The sequence below is a fragment of the Pantoea sp. X85 genome (genome assembly GCF_029623675.1).
Lineage (GTDB): Bacteria > Pseudomonadota > Gammaproteobacteria > Enterobacterales > Enterobacteriaceae > Pantoea > Pantoea leporis.
In genome coordinates this window covers 2,264,868-2,283,132 of sequence record NZ_CP121108.1, presented here as the reverse complement: position 1 = coordinate 2,283,132, position 18,265 = coordinate 2,264,868, and the positions used below count along the sequence as shown (strand labels likewise).

The window sequence follows — 18,265 nt, the reverse complement described above, 5'->3', positions numbered from 1 at the left end:
CCGGACTTCGACAGTCCGGTTTTTTTGCCTTACAACGTTGGGCCGCGCGTGGGCGAACGATCCAGCAACTCGACGCTGCCGTCTTCATTCTGCTGTTCCAGAATCACATCAAAGCCCCACAAACGGTGCACATGCTTCAACACTTCTTTGCGGCTTTTATCGAGCGGCGCACGCTGTTGCGGCACATAACGCAGCGTCAGTGAGCGATCGCCACGCAAATCCACGTTATAGACCTGAATGTTAGGTTCCAGATTGCTCAGATTGTACTGCGCCGACAGCTGCTGACGAATGGCGCGGTAACCCGCTTCATCATGGATCGCCGCAATTTCGAGGAAATTGTTGCGGTCATCATCCATCACCGTGAACAAGCGGAAATCACGCATCACTTTTGGTGACAAGAACTGGCTGATAAAGCTTTCGTCCTTGAATTCACGCATGGCGAAATGAAGGGTTTTCAGCCAATCGGAACCGGCAATGTCCGGGAACCAGTAGCGATCTTCTTCGGTCGGTGTCTGACAGATGCGTTTGATGTCCTGGAACATCGCGAAGCCCAGCGCATATGGGTTGATGCCGTTATACCACTGGCTGTTATACGGTGGCTGATACACCACGTTGGTATGGCTGTGCAGGAACTCCATCATAAAGCGTTCCGACACTTTGCCTTCGTCATACAGATGATTAAGGATGGTGTAGTGCCAGAAAGTGGCCCAGCCTTCGTTCATCACCTGCGTCTGTTTCTGCGGATAAAAATACTGGCTAACTTTGCGCACAATGCGCAGCACTTCACGTTGCCAGGATTCCAGCAGCGGCGCATTTTTTTCCATGAAATAGAGCAGGTTTTCCTGCGGTTCAGAAGGGTAGCGCGATGCCTCAACGTGCACCGACTCTTTCTCTTTACGCGGCAGGGTGCGCCACAGCGTATTCACCTGACTCTGCAAATACTCTTCGCGGCTCTGCTGGCGCGCCTTCTCTTCCTGCAGCGAAATTTTCTGCGGACGCTTATAGCGATCCACACCGTAGTTCATCAACGCATGGCAGGAATCGAGCAGCCGCTCAACTTCCTCCACGCCATAGCGCTCTTCGCAGTCGGTAATGTAATTTCGCGCAAACAGCAGGTAATCCACAATCGAACTGGCATCGGTCCAGCTGCGGAACAGATAGTTATTTTTAAAGAAAGAGTTGTGACCGTAACAGGCGTGCGCCATTACCAGCGCCTGCATGGTCATGGTGTTCTCTTCCATCAAATAGGCGATACACGGATTGGAGTTGATGACGATCTCATACGCCAGGCCTTGCTGACCATGCTTGTAGCGCTGTTCCGTTTCGATGAATTTCTTGCCAAACGACCAGTGCGCATAGTTGATCGGCATCCCCACGCTGGAGTAGGCATCCATCATCTGCTCGGAGGTGATCACTTCAATTTGGTGCGGATAGGTTTCCAGTCCGTAACTTTTGGCTACGCGGTCAATTTCCGCCAGATAATCATCCAGCAGTTCGAAGGTCCAGTCGGGACCATCACTGAGTCGTTTACTGTTGCGGGTTGGCTCGTCAAAGATTGTCGTCATAGCGCACCTCTGTTTTGCAAGCGGCAGGAGTTACCTGTCACGATCGTTTAAGGCCTCATCCTGAGTAAAGATGGCCCAAAAAACTGAGCGAACACTTCAATGATAGTCCACTGTCGCCTATCCGAAACTGAATCTCAATCGAATTCTTTTGGCAGAAAATCATTCAAAAAGCGTTAGTTAAGCCAATACTGATGGCAAATGTTGGCTATTATTCATTTAGCAGAATAATGCTCTGTTTATAAGTGGATTGTATGACTGCGGCGCTTTCTCCTGAAAAAAGTCAAAACCGCTCCCTTCCGCATAATAAATGGCTGATTAAGGGATTTAAGGCATAAAAAATCCTGATTTTGCCGCTGTTGCATGATTTCAGTGTGCAGTCAGGTAAAAAACATGTGAAATAAGTCGGTCGAATGTAAGATTTCAATAGCGGTCGGGTTATGCTGTGTTGGGCTGGGTTAATAGTTAATTATTCTTTTGCTGCGACGAGGGGCTTATGCGCGTAGTGATTCTTGGTAGTGGTGTGGTTGGGGTAGCGAGCGCATGGTATCTGGCGCAGGCCGGACATGAGGTCACGGTTATCGATCGTCAACCTGCCGCCGCGCTGGAAACCAGCGCTGGTAATGCGGGACAGATTTCACCGGGCTATGCTGCGCCCTGGGCGGCGCCGGGCGTTCCGCTGAAAGCGGTTAAATGGATGTTCCAGCGTCACGCGCCGCTGGCGGTACGTCTCGATGGCAGCAAATTCCAGCTGGAATGGATGTGGAATATGCTGCGAAACTGCGACATGCAGCACTATCAAGAGAATAAAAGCCGCATGGTGCGCATCGCGGAGTACAGCCGCGACTGCCTGAAAACGCTGCGCGCCAGCACCGGCATTGCCTATGAAGGTCGGCAGGGCGGCACGCTGCAGCTGTTCCGCACTCAGCAACAGTTCGAAAGTGCCAGCAAAGATATCGCCGTGCTTCGCGATGCGGGCGTGCCCTATGAGTTGCTGGAAGCGCATCAGCTCAAAAATGTCGAACCTGCGCTGGCGGCCACGGCGCATAAACTCACCGGCGGTTTGCGTCTCCCTAACGACGAAACCGGCGACTGCCAACTGTTCACCCAACGTCTGGCTGCGATGGCAGCGGCGGCGGGCGTAACCTTCCGCTACAACACCTCGGTTGATCAGTTGTTGCGTGAGGGCAATCGCATTTATGGCGTGAAGTGTGGCGATGAAGTGATCAAAGCCGATGCTTACGTGGTGGCATTCGGTTCCTATTCAACCGCGCTGCTGAAAGACATTCTCGCCATCCCGGTTTACCCGTTGAAAGGCTATTCGCTGACGATTCCAATCAAGAATGCCGACGCCGCACCGGTTTCCACCATCCTCGATGAAACTTACAAAGTGGCGGTGACGCGCTTTGACGATCGCATTCGCGTGGGCGGTATGGCAGAAATTGTTGGTTTTAACACCAAACTGTTGCCAGCACGACGTGAAACGCTGGAGATGGTGGTCCGCGATCTCTATCCTGAAGGCGGATTTGTCGAACAGGCCACGTTCTGGACCGGACTGCGTCCAATGACGCCAGACGGTACGCCGATTGTCGGGCGCACGCCGCTCTCCAATCTCTATCTCAATACTGGTCACGGTACGCTGGGATGGACGATGGCTTGTGGTTCCGGTCAGCTTCTGGCTGATTTAATTTCCGGTCAGAAACCGGCGATTGCCGCAGATGATTTGTCAGTGCTGCGCTACCTGCCAGGTTTTGAGCCACATTCTTCGCCACTGCGTAACGCCAGCGCGGCGCGCTGAGACCTCAGGGAGAGTAAAAGCATGTCACGTCCAACCGGTGCCACCATCAATCAACAGGCACTGCGTCATAATCTGGCCGTTGTTCGCCGGGCGGCCCCGCAATCACGCGTCTGGTCGGTGGTAAAAGCGAATGCGTATGGTCACGGTGTGGCTCGCGTGTGGCAAAGCCTGGCGGAAACCGATGGTTTCGCGCTGCTGAATATGGAAGAGGCGATCCTGCTGCGTGAGCAGGGCTGGAAAAAACCGATCCTGCTGCTGGAAGGTTTCTTTCATGCCGAGGATTTAGCGCTAATCGATCGTTACCGCCTCACCACCAGCGTGCACAGCAACTGGCAGATTCAGGCGCTGGCAAAAGCGCAGCTGTCGGCACCGGTGGATGTGTACCTCAAAATCAACAGCGGTATGAACCGGCTTGGTTTCCGTCCTGAGCAGGCTCATGCGGCGTGGCAAAAACTGCACGCTCTGCCGAACGTCGGTGCAATGACGTTGATGGCGCACTTCGCTAATGCGGAGAATCCGCAAGGAGTCGTTGAGCCGATGAAGCGCGTCGAACTGGCGGCGGAAGGGCTCAATTGTCCGCGTTCTCTGTCTAACTCTGCGGCTACGCTGTGGCATCCTGAAGCGCATTTTGACTGGGTGCGTCCCGGCATTATTCTCTATGGCGCGTCACCGAGCGGCGACTGGCAGGATATCGCCAGCACCGGATTGCAGCCGGTGATGACGCTCACCAGCGAAATCATTGGCGTGCAGCAGCTGAATGCCGGTGACGGCGTGGGTTACGGTTATCGCTATCACGCCAGCGGCGCCCAGCGTATCGGCATCGTCGCCTGTGGTTACGCCGATGGCTATCCACGTCATGCGCCCACCGGCACGCCAGTCAGCGTGGATGGCATACGCACGCAAACGCTGGGCGCCATCTCCATGGACATGATGATGATCGATTTAGAACCTTGCCCGCAGGCCGGCATCGGTTCAAAGGTGGAGCTGTGGGGCAATCAGGTGAAGATCGATGAGGTGGCAAAAGCCGCCGGAACGGTGGGCTACGAGCTGATGTGCGCGCTCGCGCCACGCGTTCCGGTTGAGGTTATTTAAGCGCGGTCACGCGACCGTGCATTTTCTTACTGCAGCGCCAGGCGGTCAGTGCCAGCGCTGCACCCAGCAGCATCATCAATGCCAGTGACGACTTCTCAGCAACGGGCAATGCCACGATTGCCATGCTGCCGCCCGCACCACACGCCATCTGAATAAATCCCTGCAGTGCTGAGGCCACGCCCGCTTGCTGCTGATACGGCTCCAGCGCGTAGCTGGTGGCGGGACCGACCGTGAAGGCCAGGCCGGCAACGGAAACCGCCACGGGAATCATGTACAGCGCCCAATGGTTTTGCCACGCCGCCGGTAACAGCGTGGTGCCCATCATCAACAGGATCGCGCCGATCAACATCGTGGCGAAACCCATCGCCAGGCAGAACGGGCGTCCCGCTTTGCGAATGGTTTTGTTCACGAACGCGCTAACCAGCATGATCCAAAACCCGTTGGCGCCAAAGGCGAAAGAGAATTGCAACGGCGTCAGGCCGCCTTCGGTCATCAGCACGTGTGGCGCCAGCGACACATAGGTCAGCACCATGCCCAGCGCGCCGGCATTGGCAAAGGCAAAGGCGAGAAAGCGCGGTTCACGGGCGATGGCAGCATACTGCGCCAGCGGTAAACCTTTAACGCGTAGGGTGTCCGCCGGGCGCGTTTCCGGCAGCCACAGCAGGACGATCAAGCCGATCACCACCGCATAGCCGCACAGGAACCAGAACGGCATCCGCCAGCCGTAGGCTTCGGCGAGGATCCCACCCAGCAGTGGCGCCAGCGCGGGAACGATATTCAGCGCACCATTGAGAAAGCCGTAAGCGCGTGCGGCATCCTCGCCACTGAGACGGTCACGCACGCCGCTGAAGGCCACCACCGCCGTGCAGCACACCGCGCAACCCTGAATGATGCGGGCGAGAAAGAACACCGGCCACAGCGTGCTCGTGGCGGCAATCGCGCTGCCAATGATGTAAAGCGCAAGACCAATTAACGCGAGCGGCTTACGACCAAAATTATCCACCAGCGGACCGGTAATCAATTGGCCAATGCCCATCACCAATAAAAACAGAGGAATCGTGATTTGGATGAGGCTCACCGGGCTGTTAAGACCTTCGGCGATTTGCGGCAATGTCGGGAGGTAAAGATCAATGCCAAGCGGCGCCAGCAGCACCAGGCTAAGAAGTATTAAGGTGAATTTTTGCATTACGAACCGGACGACCTGTTAAACAATCCGGAAGGGTAATGACTCTTAGGGGAAAAAGAAAGGGATAATAAAAGCGATGCCTGCCGAAATGCACAAGCATCGCCTCGAGGGTATTAGTAAGCGCCGTCGCGACGAACCACTACGCCAGCGGTTTTGAACAGAATCGCAATGTCAGTCCATAACGCCCAGTTTTTCACGTACCAGGAATCGAAGTAGACGCGCGTATCGTAGTCAATGTCGTTACGTCCGCTGACCTGCCACAAGCCGGTCATGCCCGGTTTCGCCATCAGGTAGTAATCCACATCACCGGCATAACGCTCCAGTTCTGCTTCAATCACCGGACGCGGACCGACCAGACTCATTTCGCCACGAATCACATTCCACAACTGTGGCAGCTCATCAAGGCTGGTTTTGCGCAGGAAGTTACCAATTTTGGTCACACGCGGATCGTTTTTCAGTTTGAAATCACGGTCCCATTCGGCACGCGCTTCCTCGCTGGTCGCCAGCAGGTTTTGCAGCACTTCCTGCGAGTTGGTCACCATTGAGCGGAACTTCAGGCACTTAAACTTCACGCCATCTTGCCCAACGCGTTCATGGCCATAAATCGCATTGCCGCCGTCACGTTTCACCATCGCACACAGCAGACCAAATACCGGTCCGAGGAACAGCAGCAGCATGGATGCCACCACGATATCGAAGGTGCGTTTCAGGAAGCGCGAAGAGCGTTTCGCCAGGTTGTTGCTGACGCGCAAAATCATCACTTCATGGCTGAAGATGAATGACATATCGGTGCCATACAGCGGCACGCCGCGCAGCGTTGGGATCACGGAGATTGAACGGCACTTCATTTTGGACAGGAACTTCAGCCATTTATCGCGCACCACTTGCTGCTCAAATTCGGTGGCGACGATAAATTGCGTGTTGTCACGGTCCATGGTTTGCCAGTTGATGTCTTTCCAGGTGATCACCGGAACGCCATTAACCTTCTCATGCTGTTGGTCATCATCCAGCGAGATAAACGCCTGCACGTTATAACCGAGGATCTCCTCGCTCTGCAGCGCCGCATAAGCTTCCATGGCATTTTTACCGGAACCAATGATGATGGTTTCCTTCTGCCACTGACCTGCGCGGTTGATGGCGCGTTTTACCACGGCACGCATTAGCGGCAGCAGCAGCAGGGCGTAAGTCCAGCTGAATACCCAAACCATGCGCGAGAAGTCCCATTTTGAAAAGGCAATCAACGCCAGATCAAGCAGAGAGAAGACGAACAGGGTTTTAATCACTTCTTTCAGTTCAAACCAAAACGGCTTGCGATAAGTGTAGTGACGCATACGCACCCAGAACCAGGCGGTGCAAAGAATAGAAAGGCTAAATTGGGCAATAAACCGGTATTCAATCTGCTGGGGCGGAATAAAGGTATCCAGTTCGCCCCAAATACCTTGAACGGTGGCGGCAGATAAAAACAATGCCAGATTTAATGCAATTAAATCCGAGAAACTAAGTGCGACTTTTGCGATGAGGTTTTTGCGCAGTCCGCTCCACGAGCGGGTTGCATCATTCATTATCAAAGTACTTGCCATAAAACCTGCTCTCTTTTCTTAAGTAAAAGATGGCCTGACCAGAATCAAGTACGCGCTCAGGAGTGGTCCGCTGAAAAATGGAAAGAAGTATTCTTTCAGCGAGATATAAGTCAGTGCTGCCACAAGCGCTGCAAGGAAAGGACCGTTTGAGACGTGATGCACGTCACGAAAAGCTGCAGCAACGTTTAAGAGTATGCAGGAGTTATTTGACAGAGTTAATATGGAAATAGTCTGAAAAGGAAATAAATGACTAAAGAAATAATTGGCTATTTAATTGAAATGTATGGTTAAAAGTTAATTAATCGCGAATATTACGCTTCATTTTAAGACAGCTTTTCGGAATGACCGCCATTCACATCAATGGCGGCGCCAGCCAATCAGGCGGGTTTTTTTAATACCCACAGGTCCTGCTGCTTGTCATAGTGTCCGATTTGCAGATCGACAGCCTCTTCATCAATCCATGCCGGTACACTGGTATCCACATCCCAGCCGTCGAGTTGGTCACTCAGGCCGGGATTGGTATGGCAGGGAATACTGACAGTGTCGCCATTGTCACTATTGAACTCTGCATCAACGATTTCATATTGACCAATCTTCACCACGCGTCCCATTACATTCTCCCGTATTTGCTGGGTTGAATAGTGAGCATAGTCGTTCACACGCAGTTTACGAGCGATAAAGCCTCGGATTAATCCTTGTCTTCGCTGACGCGCACGCCGACCTTCACAATCTGGTTATCTTCTTTCTCTGCTACCGTCCAGGTTAACTGCTTCCATTCCACCTGATCGCCAACCACTGGCGTGCTGCCGAGCAAACTCATTACCAGCTGTCCAAGCGACTGCTGATCGTTGGTCTGTTCATCTAACTCCAGGCCGTAAATTTGCGCCACGTCGCGCAGGCGCGCTTCGGCATCCAGAATAAAGTCGCCGAAGAAGCGTTGATCCAGCGATACCGGCGGCGATTGGCTGAACATTTTACCTAAGGCGGGGAGATCACGTTCACGGCCAATCACACACAGCACATCGCCTTCTTTCAGGCGCGTATTGCCGTTGGGATGCATTAACGCGTTATCCCGGAACAGGGCGGCGATGCGGGTTTCGCGCGGCATCTGTAAATCACGCAGCGCCGCGCCGACGCACCATTTGTCGGCGCTCAGCTGGTAAATAAATTGTTCCCACGGATTCTCCGGATGGATATCCAGCCCAACCCGGCTAATCGGCGAGGCGGTTGGTGGCACCACCACTTTGGCGCGTTTGGCGGCATAGCCCAGCGAGGTACCTTGCAGCATCAACGACACCAACACTACAAAGAAAGCGATGTTGAAGTAGAGCTTGGCGTTCTCCAGCCCGGCCATCATCGGAAATACGGCGAGGATGATCGGCACTGCGCCACGTAAGCCCACCCAACTGATGAAGATACGTTCGCGCCCGGTGAAGCCCTTGAAAGGTAACAGACCAACCAGAATCGACAGCGGGCGCGCTACCAGAATCAACCACAGCGACAGAATCATCGCCGGCACCGCGATGTGCCACAAATCGGAGGGTGTCACCAGCAAGCCCAGCACAATGAACATGCCGATTTGGCTCAGCCATGCCATGCCGTCAAAGGTTTGCAAAATACCGTGGCGGTTGCGAATCGGGCTGTTGCCCAGCAGGAAGCCGCAAAGATAAACCGCCAGAATGCCGCTGCCTTCCATCACGGTGGTGAGCGCAAACACGATGATGCCGCCACTCACCGCCAGCAGCGGATATAAACCCTGCGCCAGATTGATACGGTTAATCAACTGCTGCAGCGCCCAGCCGCCGCCCAGGCCTAATACGATGCCAAGACCAAACTGCTGCACCAGATGCACCACAAACATCCAGCTCAGGCCGGACTGGCCTTGCTGAATCATGTCGATCAGCGTGATGGTGAGAAACACCGCCATCGGATCGTTGCTGCCGGATTCAATCTCCAGCGTGGAGCTGACACGTTCATTGAGGCCTTTATCACCCAGCAGCGAAAATACGGCGGCGGCATCGGTAGAACCGATAATCGCGCCAATCAGAAAGCCCTGCATCAGATCGAGCTTAAACAGCCAGGCAGCGGCAACGCCGGTTAACCCTGCGGTGATCATCACGCCAACCGTCGCCAGCGATAATGCCGGGCCGAGCGCCACCTTTAGCGAAGACGCTTTGGTGCGCATCCCGCCATCAAGCAAGATGATGGCTAGAGCGAGGTTGGAGACCAGATAGGCGACGGGATAGTTATCAAAGGCGATGCCACCGATACCATCAATCCCGGCCAACATGCCGAGAGCGAGGAAGATCACCAGAATCGGAATGCCAAGGCGTGATGAAAAGGAACTGAGCAAAATACTTGCTGCTACCAGCACGGACCCAATAATGAACAAACTGTAAATCATGCTGGTATTCAACGGCGTTCTCCTGCGGTGGGGCAAAAAAGACAAACTGCGGGCGATTCACGCAGACAAGGTGGAAAGATAATGCCTTATCAATAGCTTGTCAGCGCTTAATTGCACATTTTTTCATTCTGTGGGGCCGCATCCCATACACAGCTAAATTTGTATGAAAAAACAACAGGAAATGGCGCGAAGTGAGTGGGGCTGCTGCAAAGAAAAAGCCGGTCAGTGACCGGCTTATAAACTCAGGCTTCTGCAGCCTGTTTGTGGAAAAGTTCTCTAAATACCGGATAGATGTCTTCTGGCTCGCGAATATGTTGGATTGCGAAGTTATCAAACATTGCCTGCAGATGTTCATACTCGCGCCATAAGGTCTGATGCGCGCGACGCGTGATCTCGATATAGCTGTAATAACGCACAACCGGCAGAATATGTTTGGCTAAGATCTCGTGGCAGAGCGGTGAATCATCGGCCCAGTTATCACCATCCGACGCTTGCGCCGCATAGATGTTCCACTGTGACGGGTCATAACGCTCTTTAACTACTTCATCCATCAACTTCAGTGCACTGGAAACAATGGTGCCGCCCGTTTCCTGCGAGTAGAAGAACTCCTGTTCGTCGACCTCTTTCGCCTGAGTGTGATGGCGAATGTACACCACGTCGACGTTCTTGTAGGTACGGCTCAGGAACAGATACAGCAGAATGTAGAAACGCTTCGCCATATCTTTGGTGGCTTGATCCATCGAACCTGACACGTCCATCAGGCAGAACATCACGGCCTGGCTGGAAGGTTCTGGTCGCTTCTCGAAGTTTTTGTAGCGCAGGTCAAAGGTATCGATAAACGGCACGCGGTCGATGCGCGCACGCAACTCAGCGATCTCTTTACGTAAACGCTCCTCTTCCAGTAATTGCGCCGGTTCGCTGGTTTCCACTTCGGATAGCGTAGCTTCCAGTTCGTTTAACATGCGGCGTTTACCCGCCGTCATCGCTGTACGACGAGCCAGCGAGTTCTGCAGCGAGCGCACCACGCTGATATTAGCCGGCGTACCGTTTGAGGTGTAGCCCGCGCGATGGGTTTTGTACTCGTTTAACTGACGATGTTGATTCTTACGCAGGTTTGGCAACGCCAAATCTTCGAACAGAAGATCGAGATATTCATCTTTAGATATCTGGAAGCTGAATTCATCCTGGCCTTCACCATCCTGACTGGCGTTGCCCTGGCCGCTACCGCCGCTGCCGCCGCCACCTTGCGGACGTTCAATGCGATCGTTTTGCACGAAATGATCATTCCCAGGATGCACGCGATGACGACTGCCGCCGCGGCCCTGATGGAAGCTCGGTTCGTTGATATCGTCAATTGGAATCGAGACCGATTCGCCGCTCTCGACATCGGTCACCGAACGCTTGTTGATGGCCTCGGAGATCGATTGCTTAATTTGCGACTTGTAACGGCGCAGAAAGCGCTGCCGATTTACGGCGCTTTTGTTCTTACCGTTGAGACGCCGATCGATAAAATAGGCCATAAAAATCCCCCAAACTGCATTGCAAGCTTAGGCCGGGAAACCCGGCCTCCTGTTGCAGCACCGTAGCGCCGCAACGCTTACAGATAACGATTATGAAGATTTACGCACGCGCAGATACCACTCGCACAGCAGGCGTACTTGCTTGCGGGTATAGCCTTTTTCCATCATGCGATCGACAAAATCATCGTGTTTTTTCTGCTCGTCCGTTGAGGTTTTGGTATTGAACGAAATCACCGGCAGCAACTCTTCGGTGTTCGAGAACATTTTCTTCTCGATGACCGTGCGCAGTTTTTCGTAGCTGGTCCAGTTCGGATTGCGTCCGCTATTCTGCGCACGGGCACGCAGCACAAAGTTGACAATCTCGTTACGGAAATCTTTCGGGTTACTGATCCCGGCAGGTTTCTCGATCTTTTCCAACTCGGCGTTCAGCGATTCGCGGTCAAACAGCTGTCCGGTGTCAGGATCGCGGTACTCTTGATCCTGAATCCAGAAATCAGCGTAGGTGACGTAGCGATCAAAGATGTTTTGACCGTATTCCGAGTAGGACTCCAGATACGCGGTCTGAATCTCTTTACCGATAAACTCGGCGTATTTCGGAATCAGGTAGCCTTTCAGGTGCTCCAGATACTTCTCGGCTTGATCCTGAGGGAACTGCTCGCGCTCAATTTGCTGCTCCAGCACGTAGAACAGATGCACCGGATTGGCCGCTACTTCGGCATGGTCGAAGTTGAATACGCGTGAAAGGATTTTAAACGCGAAGCGGGTTGAAAGGCCGTTCATGCCCTCATCAACGCCCGCGTAATCGTGATACTCCTGCCAGGATTTGGCTTTTGGATCGGTATCTTTCAGGCTTTCGCCATCATAAACGCGCATTTTCGAGTAGATGCTGGAGTTTTCCGGCTCTTTCAAACGCGACAGAATCGAGAAGCGGGCCAGGGTTTCCAGCGTGCCCGGCGCGCATGGCGCCGTGGTCAACTCACTGTGATCCAACAGTTTGTTATAGATCTTAATCTCTTCGGAAACGCGTAAGCAGTAAGGCACTTTGACAATGTAAACACGGTCAAGGAACGCCTCATTATTTTTGTTATTACGGAAGGTGACCCATTCTGATTCGTTGGAGTGCGCCAGAATGATGCCGTTGAACGGCAGGGCAGAGATCCCTTCGGTACCGTTGTAATTACCTTCCTGCGTGGCGGTCAGCAGTGGATGTAGCACTTTGATCGGTGCTTTAAACATCTCAACGAATTCCATCACGCCTTGGTTTGCGCGGCAAAGGGCACCTGAATAGCCGTAAGCGTCAGGATCGTTTTGCGCGTGATTTTCCAGTTTGCGGATATCCACTTTACCGACCAACGCAGAAATATCCTGGTTGTTCTCATCGCCCGGTTCTGTTTTGGCAATCGCTACCTGCTCCAGAATCGACGGCCACACTTTCACCACTTTGAAGCGGGTGATATCGCCGCCAAACTCATGCAGGCGTTTCGCCGCCCAGGGCGACATGATGGTGCCCAGATAACGCCGTGGCACGCCATACTCTTTTTCCAGAATATTGGCGTCTTCCTGCGGGTTAAACAGGCAGAGTGGATGATCGTTTACCGGGCTGCGCTCGCCGTCGGCGCTCAGCACATAGATCGGCACACGCTGCATCAGCGCTTTCAGGCGCTCGGCCAATGAGGATTTACCGCCACCCACCGGGCCCAGTAAGTAAAGGATCTGTTTCTTCTCTTCCAAACCCTGCGCGGCGTGTTTCAGGTAGGAGACGATTTGCTCAATCGCTTCCTCCATACCGTAAAACTCTTCGAAGGCCGGGTAGCGTCCCATGACTCGGTTGGAAAAGATTCGGGAAAGGCGAGGCTCTTGCGCAGTGTCAACCATCACCGGCTCACCGATGGCCATTAATAGTCGCTCGGCAGCGTTGGCGTATGCACTGCGATCCTGTTTACAGATGGCGAGGAATTCCTGCAATGAGAACTCTTCGTCCTTGGCAGCTTCATAACGCTGACGATAGTGATCGAATATATTCATAGCGATGCCCGTCCTTTCGTTTTTAGCACAGGTAAAGGAGCGTAATAAAAGTTTGTAGCAGCTCCCGGAAGATATTCTTTATTGAGTACAGCAACCCTTATGCCAACCTGACGTTTTTTTATCGGGATACACAATTCTTATGGTTACTCTGCTCGTACAAAAAAGTCTCGTCTTACATTTAACTGTAGAAGGCATTCAGAAAACCTGCAGCCACTTTTCTCCTTATTCAGCGATATATCAATAACAAAGTCTCATAAGCACTGAGGCAATCAACCTAAGCCGTGAGAGCGATGAAGCCACTGAGAATATTTCGCTATGCTGGTTAGAGAGCATCATTAAACGTTAACCGATAGCAAAAATTTGGTTAGACTCTGCGTGTGATTGTTATATTAATGGACTGAATAAATTGTGAACCAATTCAAACTTAAAGCGCTTACTCTGGCTATTCCTTGTTATTTTGCGGCGTTCGGCACTCATGCAGAACCCTTATCTCTTGGCGCTTCGGTGATTTATGCGCAGTCACCTTATCGGGGCGGACAAGACCGCTATCTGCCGATTCCGGTGATTAATTATGAAGGTGAAAACTTCTGGTTCCGTAGCCTGCAAGGCGGCTATTACCTGTGGAAAGACCCGCAGAATCAGCTGTCGCTGACGGTGCTGGGATCGCCGCAGCAGTACGATCCGAAAGACAACGATTTGGGTGACATGAAAGCGCTGGATAAGCGCCGTATGACGCTGATGGCCGGCGCCAACTATCGCCACGTTGCCGATTGGGGTATCGTGCGCACCGCTCTGCTGGGTGATGTGCTCAATAACAGCAATGGGTTGATCTGGGATCTCACCTATCTATATCGCTTTGATTTCGGCGCATTCAGCCTGACGCCGGGCATTGGTGCCATGTGGAACAGCGCCAATCAGAACCGTTATTACTACGGTGTTTCATCCCATGAAAGCGCGCGAACCGGCATCGCTGAGTATCATCCAGACGACAGCTGGTCGCCGTATGTCGAGATGAATGCCAGCTACCAAATCAGCCAAAGCTGGAACGCCAGCTTGTCTGGTCGTTACACGCGCTTCGACAGCGAAATCAAAGAAAGCCCGATGGTCGATAAGAGTGGCCAGTTCACACTCTGGACCGGCATCAGTTACAGCTTCTGATGATCAAATAAACGCCTCGTAATGAGGCGTTTTTCTTACATTGCACCAATTCAGATCCCCATATCAGCGCAACAGGAGGAGTGATGAAGACTATCCAATTTCACGGTGAATCAGCTTTACCCGCTATTGGCCAGGGAACCTGGTATATGGGTGAGAATGCAGCGCTGCGCAGCCAGGAAGTGGCGGCACTGCAGGCGGGATTAGATCTTGGACTTAAGGTTATCGACACGGCAGAAATGTATGCGGAAGGCGCTGCCGAAGAGGTGGTCGGCGAAGCGTTACGCGGCCGTCGCGATCAAGCCTGGCTGGTATCGAAGGTGTATCCCTGGAATGCCGGTGAAGTCGATGCTATCGAGGCCTGCGAGCGCAGTCTGCGCCGTCTGCAAACCGATTACCTCGATCTCTACCTGCTGCACTGGCGCGGCAATGTGCCCTTAGAAGAAACCATTCGCGCGATGAAATCCTTGCAGCAGCAGGGCAAAATCCGCCATTGGGGCGTCTCGAACTTTGACCATGACGATATGCTGGAACTGTGGCAAGAGCCCGGCGGCAAATCCTGTTTAACCAATCAGGTGCTGTACCACTTAGCGTCACGCGGGATCGAGTACGATCTGTTGCCGCAGTGTCAGCAGCGCGAGATGCCGATTATGGCCTATTGCCCGTTAGCGCAGGCTGGACGACTGCGACAGGCGCTGTTTGACGATGCGCATCTTAAACAGATTGCACAACAGAAGGGCATCAGCGTGGCGCAAGTGCTATTGGCTTGGGTGATCCGTCAACAAGGCGTTTTGGCCATTCCTAAAGCCAGCAGCGTTGCACATGTGCAGCAAAACGCGGCCGCGCTTAGCATCAATTTGACTGATGAAGAGCTGAGCATCATTGATCGGGCGTTTCCTGCGCCTCAATCTAAAACTGCATTAGATGTGGTTTAGCGGCGCAACGGCGCCGCATTTTATTACTTATTAACGATACGAATTGTGGTGCCCAAACGCGCAGGGGATTCACCCGCGCTTTTTAACGGCTTGCTAATGCGCGCCGTTTCCACGCACACCATGGTTTTATAGCCTTCATTTGGCATGTCCCCCATGCTGCATGATAACTCCGGACCTGGATTCCACGTGACAACGTCACTCTGGTAGTGGTGATAGACTTCAATCTGGCGTTTGCCCGCTTTATCGTGAATCACGCTGCAGTCATCCGCTGCGGTGTGAATACGATCCACGCGGTTGGGATAGGTCTGCTTGCCGTCGGATGCGCCAACAGCATTATCGTTAACCTTATCGATAAAACTGTTACCTAATCCGCTCACTTCGACCTGTGAGATATCCGCAATCTGGAAGTAGCTGTGCAGCGCTGCGGTGGCTTCATAGTCGCCGTAAGCTTCCAGCTCAATTTCACAATGCTCAGCAATCCGGAAGCGAGCAAGCAGGGTGAAATCGTGCGGCCAGAGCTTTTTGGTTTGTGCGTTGCTTTCCAGCGTAAAAGTCAGCATTACCGCATCTTCGTTTTCGTCATGGGCGGTCAGCGTCCACGGCATATTGCGTGCAAAACCGTGCGCCGGTTCACCTGCCGGACCAAACCACGGCCAGCAAATCGGCACGCCGCCGCGGATTGCTTTACCTGTGGTAAACGGGTTTTTTTCACTGAGCCAAATCACCGGTTTTTGGCCGCTAGGCTGCCACGAAAGCAGATGCGCACCTTGCAGGGCAATCGCCGCACGCACTTTAGGATGGCTGATTACCACAATCGGCAAATCACCCTGCTGGCGCTGTGACAGATAAGGGGTGATTTGATTCACTACCGGAAGGGTATAAAGCGTATCTTGCATGGTCAGACCTTCTCTTTTATCCAGTCGAAAAAAAGGGGCGACCGAAGTCACCCCTTGTCTGTGTAGCCGGTTAGCTTACTTAGAAGCAACCAGTGCAATCAGATCCAGAACTTTGTGTGAGTAACCAGTTTCGTTATCGTACCAGGAAACCAGTTTCACGAAGTTGTCGTTCAGAGCGATACCTGCTTTAGCATCGAATACTGAAGTCAGGGTTTCGCCGTTGAAGTCGGTAGAAACCACGTCGTCTTCAATGTAGCCCAGAACGCCTTTCATTTTGCCTTCTGACTCAGCTTTGATCACTGCACAAATTTCTTTGTAGGTCGCTGGTTTTTCCAGGCGAACAGTCAGGTCAACAACAGACACGTTTGGAGTAGGAACGCGGAACGCCATACCGGTCAGTTTGCCGTTCAGCTCTGGCAGAACAACGCCAACTGCTTTAGCTGCACCGGTAGAAGATGGGATGATGTTCTGCGCTGCGCCACGGCCGCCGCGCCAGTCTTTGTGAGACGGGCCATCAACGGTTTTCTGCGTCGCGGTGGTTGCGTGAACGGTGGTCATCAGACCTTCAACGATACCGAAGTTGTCGTTGATAACTTTAGCCAGTGGAGCCAGGCAGTTGGTGGTGCAAGACGCGTTAGAAACGATGTCCTGGCCAGCATATTTGTCAAAGTTAGCGCCACGTACGAACATCGGGGTGCTGTCTTTAGATGGACCAGTCAGAACCACTTTCTTCGCGCCAGCGGTGATGTGTTTACGTGCAGTTTCGTCGGTCAGGAAGATACCGGTCGCTTCAGCAACAACGTCAACACCCACTTCGTCCCACTTCAGGTTAGCCGGGTCTTTCTCAGCGGTAACACGGATTTTCTTACCGTTAACAATCAGTGCACCGTCTTTCACTTCTACAGTGCCGTCAAAACGACCGTGAGTAGAGTCATACTTCAGCATGTATGCCATGTAATCGGCGTCGAGCAGATCGTTGATCGCGACGATTTCGATGTCAGAACGCTGCTGCGCAGCACGGAAAACGATGCGACCGATACGGCCAAAACCGTTAATACCTACTTTGATAGTCATATATTCCACCAGCTATTTGTTAGTGAATAAAAGGTTGGCTGTAAAATTACAAAAACCTTACCAGGCGTCAAGCGGAATCGTGTCAATTGTTGCGACAGGTCAATTCCAACACCAGGAATAATTCGTTGCGCAATCGCTTACGCAGCACCCTTATTGCGCGCCTATGTTACGCCGAATGCGGGCTGAAAAGGGATGACTTTTGCAAAGGGTGATCGCCATCACAAAATCGTGCTGTGGAACAGATGTCGGAGGCGTTAGCACGAAAAAAGACCCGATAGATGTTGTACGTTTGTTAGAATACTAGTCGATTTTTTCAGAATGACACTCCGGAACTCAAAATGGCTAAAGACACCGCACCCGACGCAAAAATTGCGCAGCTTTCCGAAATGCAGCGCTATGTCACTCAGCATCGTGGAACGGAGCCCCCTTTCTCGGGCGCCTTGCTGCACAACAAGCAGGAAGGGATTTACCACTGCTTAGTTTGTAATTCGCCGCTGTTTCTATCCGAAACCAAATACGATTCAGGCTGTGGCTGGCCAAGTTTCTATCAGCCTTTCAGTGACGACGCCATACGCTATCTGGAAGATGATTCTCACGGCATGCACCGGGTTGAGATTCGCTGTGGCAACTGTGATGCACATTTGGGACATGTGTTCCCGGATGGCCCACAGCCGAGCGGCGAGCGCTACTGCGTGAACTCCGCCTCGCTAAACTTCACTGATGAGCAGGGCAATCAGCAAGAGGGTTAAGCATGAAACAGGAACTGGAAGCGATGCTGGAGGCGATGACGCCGGAAGTGTACGAGCGGCTCTCCACGGCGGTTGAAATCGGCAAATGGCCAGATGGCGTCGCGCTGACGCCAGAGCAGAAAGAGAATTGTCTGCAGCTGGTGATGTTGTGGCAGGCTCGCCACAATGACGATCCGCAACATATGACCATTAGCAAAGGTGGGGATATGGTGATGAAATCGAAGAAACAGCTGAAAGAAGAGTTTGGCATTGAGCCCGACGTCACGCGCATCAACCTGCACTAAAAATC

Annotated in this window: 15 protein-coding genes; 6 read left to right on the top strand and 9 right to left on the bottom strand. The window is 52.8% G+C overall.

Annotation, left to right across the window (positions count from 1 at the left end; all coding sequences use genetic code 11):
• Positions 1-29: 29 nt before the first annotated feature.
• The gene (locus P6287_RS10605) at positions 30-1,565 is read right to left on the bottom strand and encodes a SpoVR family protein (RefSeq protein WP_101764205.1); all 1,536 of its coding nucleotides are present in this window, start codon (positions 1,563-1,565) and stop codon (positions 30-32) included.
• Between the two features lie 493 nt (positions 1,566-2,058).
• On the opposite strand from P6287_RS10605, the gene P6287_RS10600 reads away from it, so the two are divergent.
• Together P6287_RS10600 and dadX are read left to right on the top strand one after the other, a co-directional pair.
• Positions 2,059-3,360: a D-amino acid dehydrogenase gene (locus P6287_RS10600; protein ID WP_101764206.1), complete on the top strand. Its 1,302-nt coding sequence runs from the start codon at positions 2,059-2,061 to the stop codon at positions 3,358-3,360.
• A gap of 21 nt (positions 3,361-3,381) precedes the next feature.
• Positions 3,382-4,452, top strand: coding sequence for a catabolic alanine racemase DadX (dadX, locus tag P6287_RS10595; protein WP_277973673.1), 1,071 nt, complete (start codon positions 3,382-3,384; stop codon positions 4,450-4,452).
• Here dadX and P6287_RS10590 read toward each other — a convergent pair.
• The 6 genes from P6287_RS10590 to yeaG form a co-directional block, all read right to left on the bottom strand.
• Positions 4,445-5,638 (bottom strand): multidrug effflux MFS transporter, encoded by a 1,194-nt coding sequence (locus P6287_RS10590; RefSeq protein ID WP_101764208.1) that lies wholly within the window; start codon positions 5,636-5,638, stop codon positions 4,445-4,447. The genes dadX and P6287_RS10590 overlap by 8 nt on opposite strands.
• 113 nt (positions 5,639-5,751) lie before the next feature.
• Entirely contained in the window at positions 5,752-7,218 is a 1,467-nt protein-coding gene (gene wbaP, locus P6287_RS10585; RefSeq protein WP_008110368.1) for an undecaprenyl-phosphate galactose phosphotransferase WbaP, read from the bottom strand.
• A gap of 377 nt (positions 7,219-7,595) precedes the next feature.
• Positions 7,596-7,829 carry a DUF1480 family protein gene (locus P6287_RS10580; RefSeq protein ID WP_110866277.1) on the bottom strand — a complete coding sequence of 78 codons (234 nt, stop codon included), beginning with the start codon at positions 7,827-7,829 and terminating at the stop codon, positions 7,596-7,598.
• A 77-nt stretch (positions 7,830-7,906) separates the two neighbouring features.
• Positions 7,907-9,634: a potassium/proton antiporter gene (locus P6287_RS10575; protein ID WP_101764211.1), complete on the bottom strand. Its 1,728-nt coding sequence runs from the start codon at positions 9,632-9,634 to the stop codon at positions 7,907-7,909.
• Positions 9,635-9,864: 230 nt separating this feature from the next.
• Positions 9,865-11,142, bottom strand: coding sequence for a YeaH/YhbH family protein (locus P6287_RS10570; RefSeq protein WP_137385905.1), 1,278 nt, complete (start codon positions 11,140-11,142; stop codon positions 9,865-9,867).
• A 90-nt stretch (positions 11,143-11,232) separates the two neighbouring features.
• Positions 11,233-13,167 (bottom strand): protein kinase YeaG, encoded by a 1,935-nt coding sequence (yeaG, locus tag P6287_RS10565; protein ID WP_008110364.1) that lies wholly within the window; start codon positions 13,165-13,167, stop codon positions 11,233-11,235.
• 408 nt (positions 13,168-13,575) lie between these two features.
• Here yeaG and P6287_RS10560 point away from each other — a divergent pair, with 408 nt between their 5' ends.
• The gene (locus P6287_RS10560; protein WP_277973672.1) at positions 13,576-14,325 is read left to right on the top strand and encodes a MipA/OmpV family protein; all 750 of its coding nucleotides are present in this window, start codon (positions 13,576-13,578) and stop codon (positions 14,323-14,325) included.
• A gap of 80 nt (positions 14,326-14,405) precedes the next feature.
• Positions 14,406-15,257 carry an aldo/keto reductase gene (locus tag P6287_RS10555; protein ID WP_277973671.1) on the top strand — a complete coding sequence of 284 codons (852 nt, stop codon included), beginning with the start codon at positions 14,406-14,408 and terminating at the stop codon, positions 15,255-15,257.
• 23 nt (positions 15,258-15,280) lie between these two features.
• Here P6287_RS10555 and P6287_RS10550 read toward each other — a convergent pair whose 3' ends face one another.
• Entirely contained in the window at positions 15,281-16,153 is an 873-nt protein-coding gene (locus P6287_RS10550; protein WP_277973670.1) for a D-hexose-6-phosphate mutarotase, read from the bottom strand.
• A 75-nt stretch (positions 16,154-16,228) separates the two neighbouring features.
• Positions 16,229-17,227 carry a glyceraldehyde-3-phosphate dehydrogenase gene (gapA, locus tag P6287_RS10545; RefSeq protein ID WP_007889697.1) on the bottom strand — a complete coding sequence of 333 codons (999 nt, stop codon included), beginning with the start codon at positions 17,225-17,227 and terminating at the stop codon, positions 16,229-16,231.
• A gap of 338 nt (positions 17,228-17,565) precedes the next feature.
• Between gapA and msrB the strand changes: the two genes are divergently transcribed.
• Complete coding sequence (gene msrB / locus P6287_RS10540; RefSeq protein ID WP_110866272.1) at positions 17,566-17,976, top strand: peptide-methionine (R)-S-oxide reductase MsrB; 411 nt, start codon at positions 17,566-17,568, stop codon at positions 17,974-17,976.
• Between the two features lie 2 nt (positions 17,977-17,978).
• The gene (locus P6287_RS10535; protein ID WP_101764217.1) at positions 17,979-18,260 is read left to right on the top strand and encodes a DUF1315 family protein; all 282 of its coding nucleotides are present in this window, start codon (positions 17,979-17,981) and stop codon (positions 18,258-18,260) included.
• Positions 18,261-18,265: the final 5 nt, after the last annotated feature.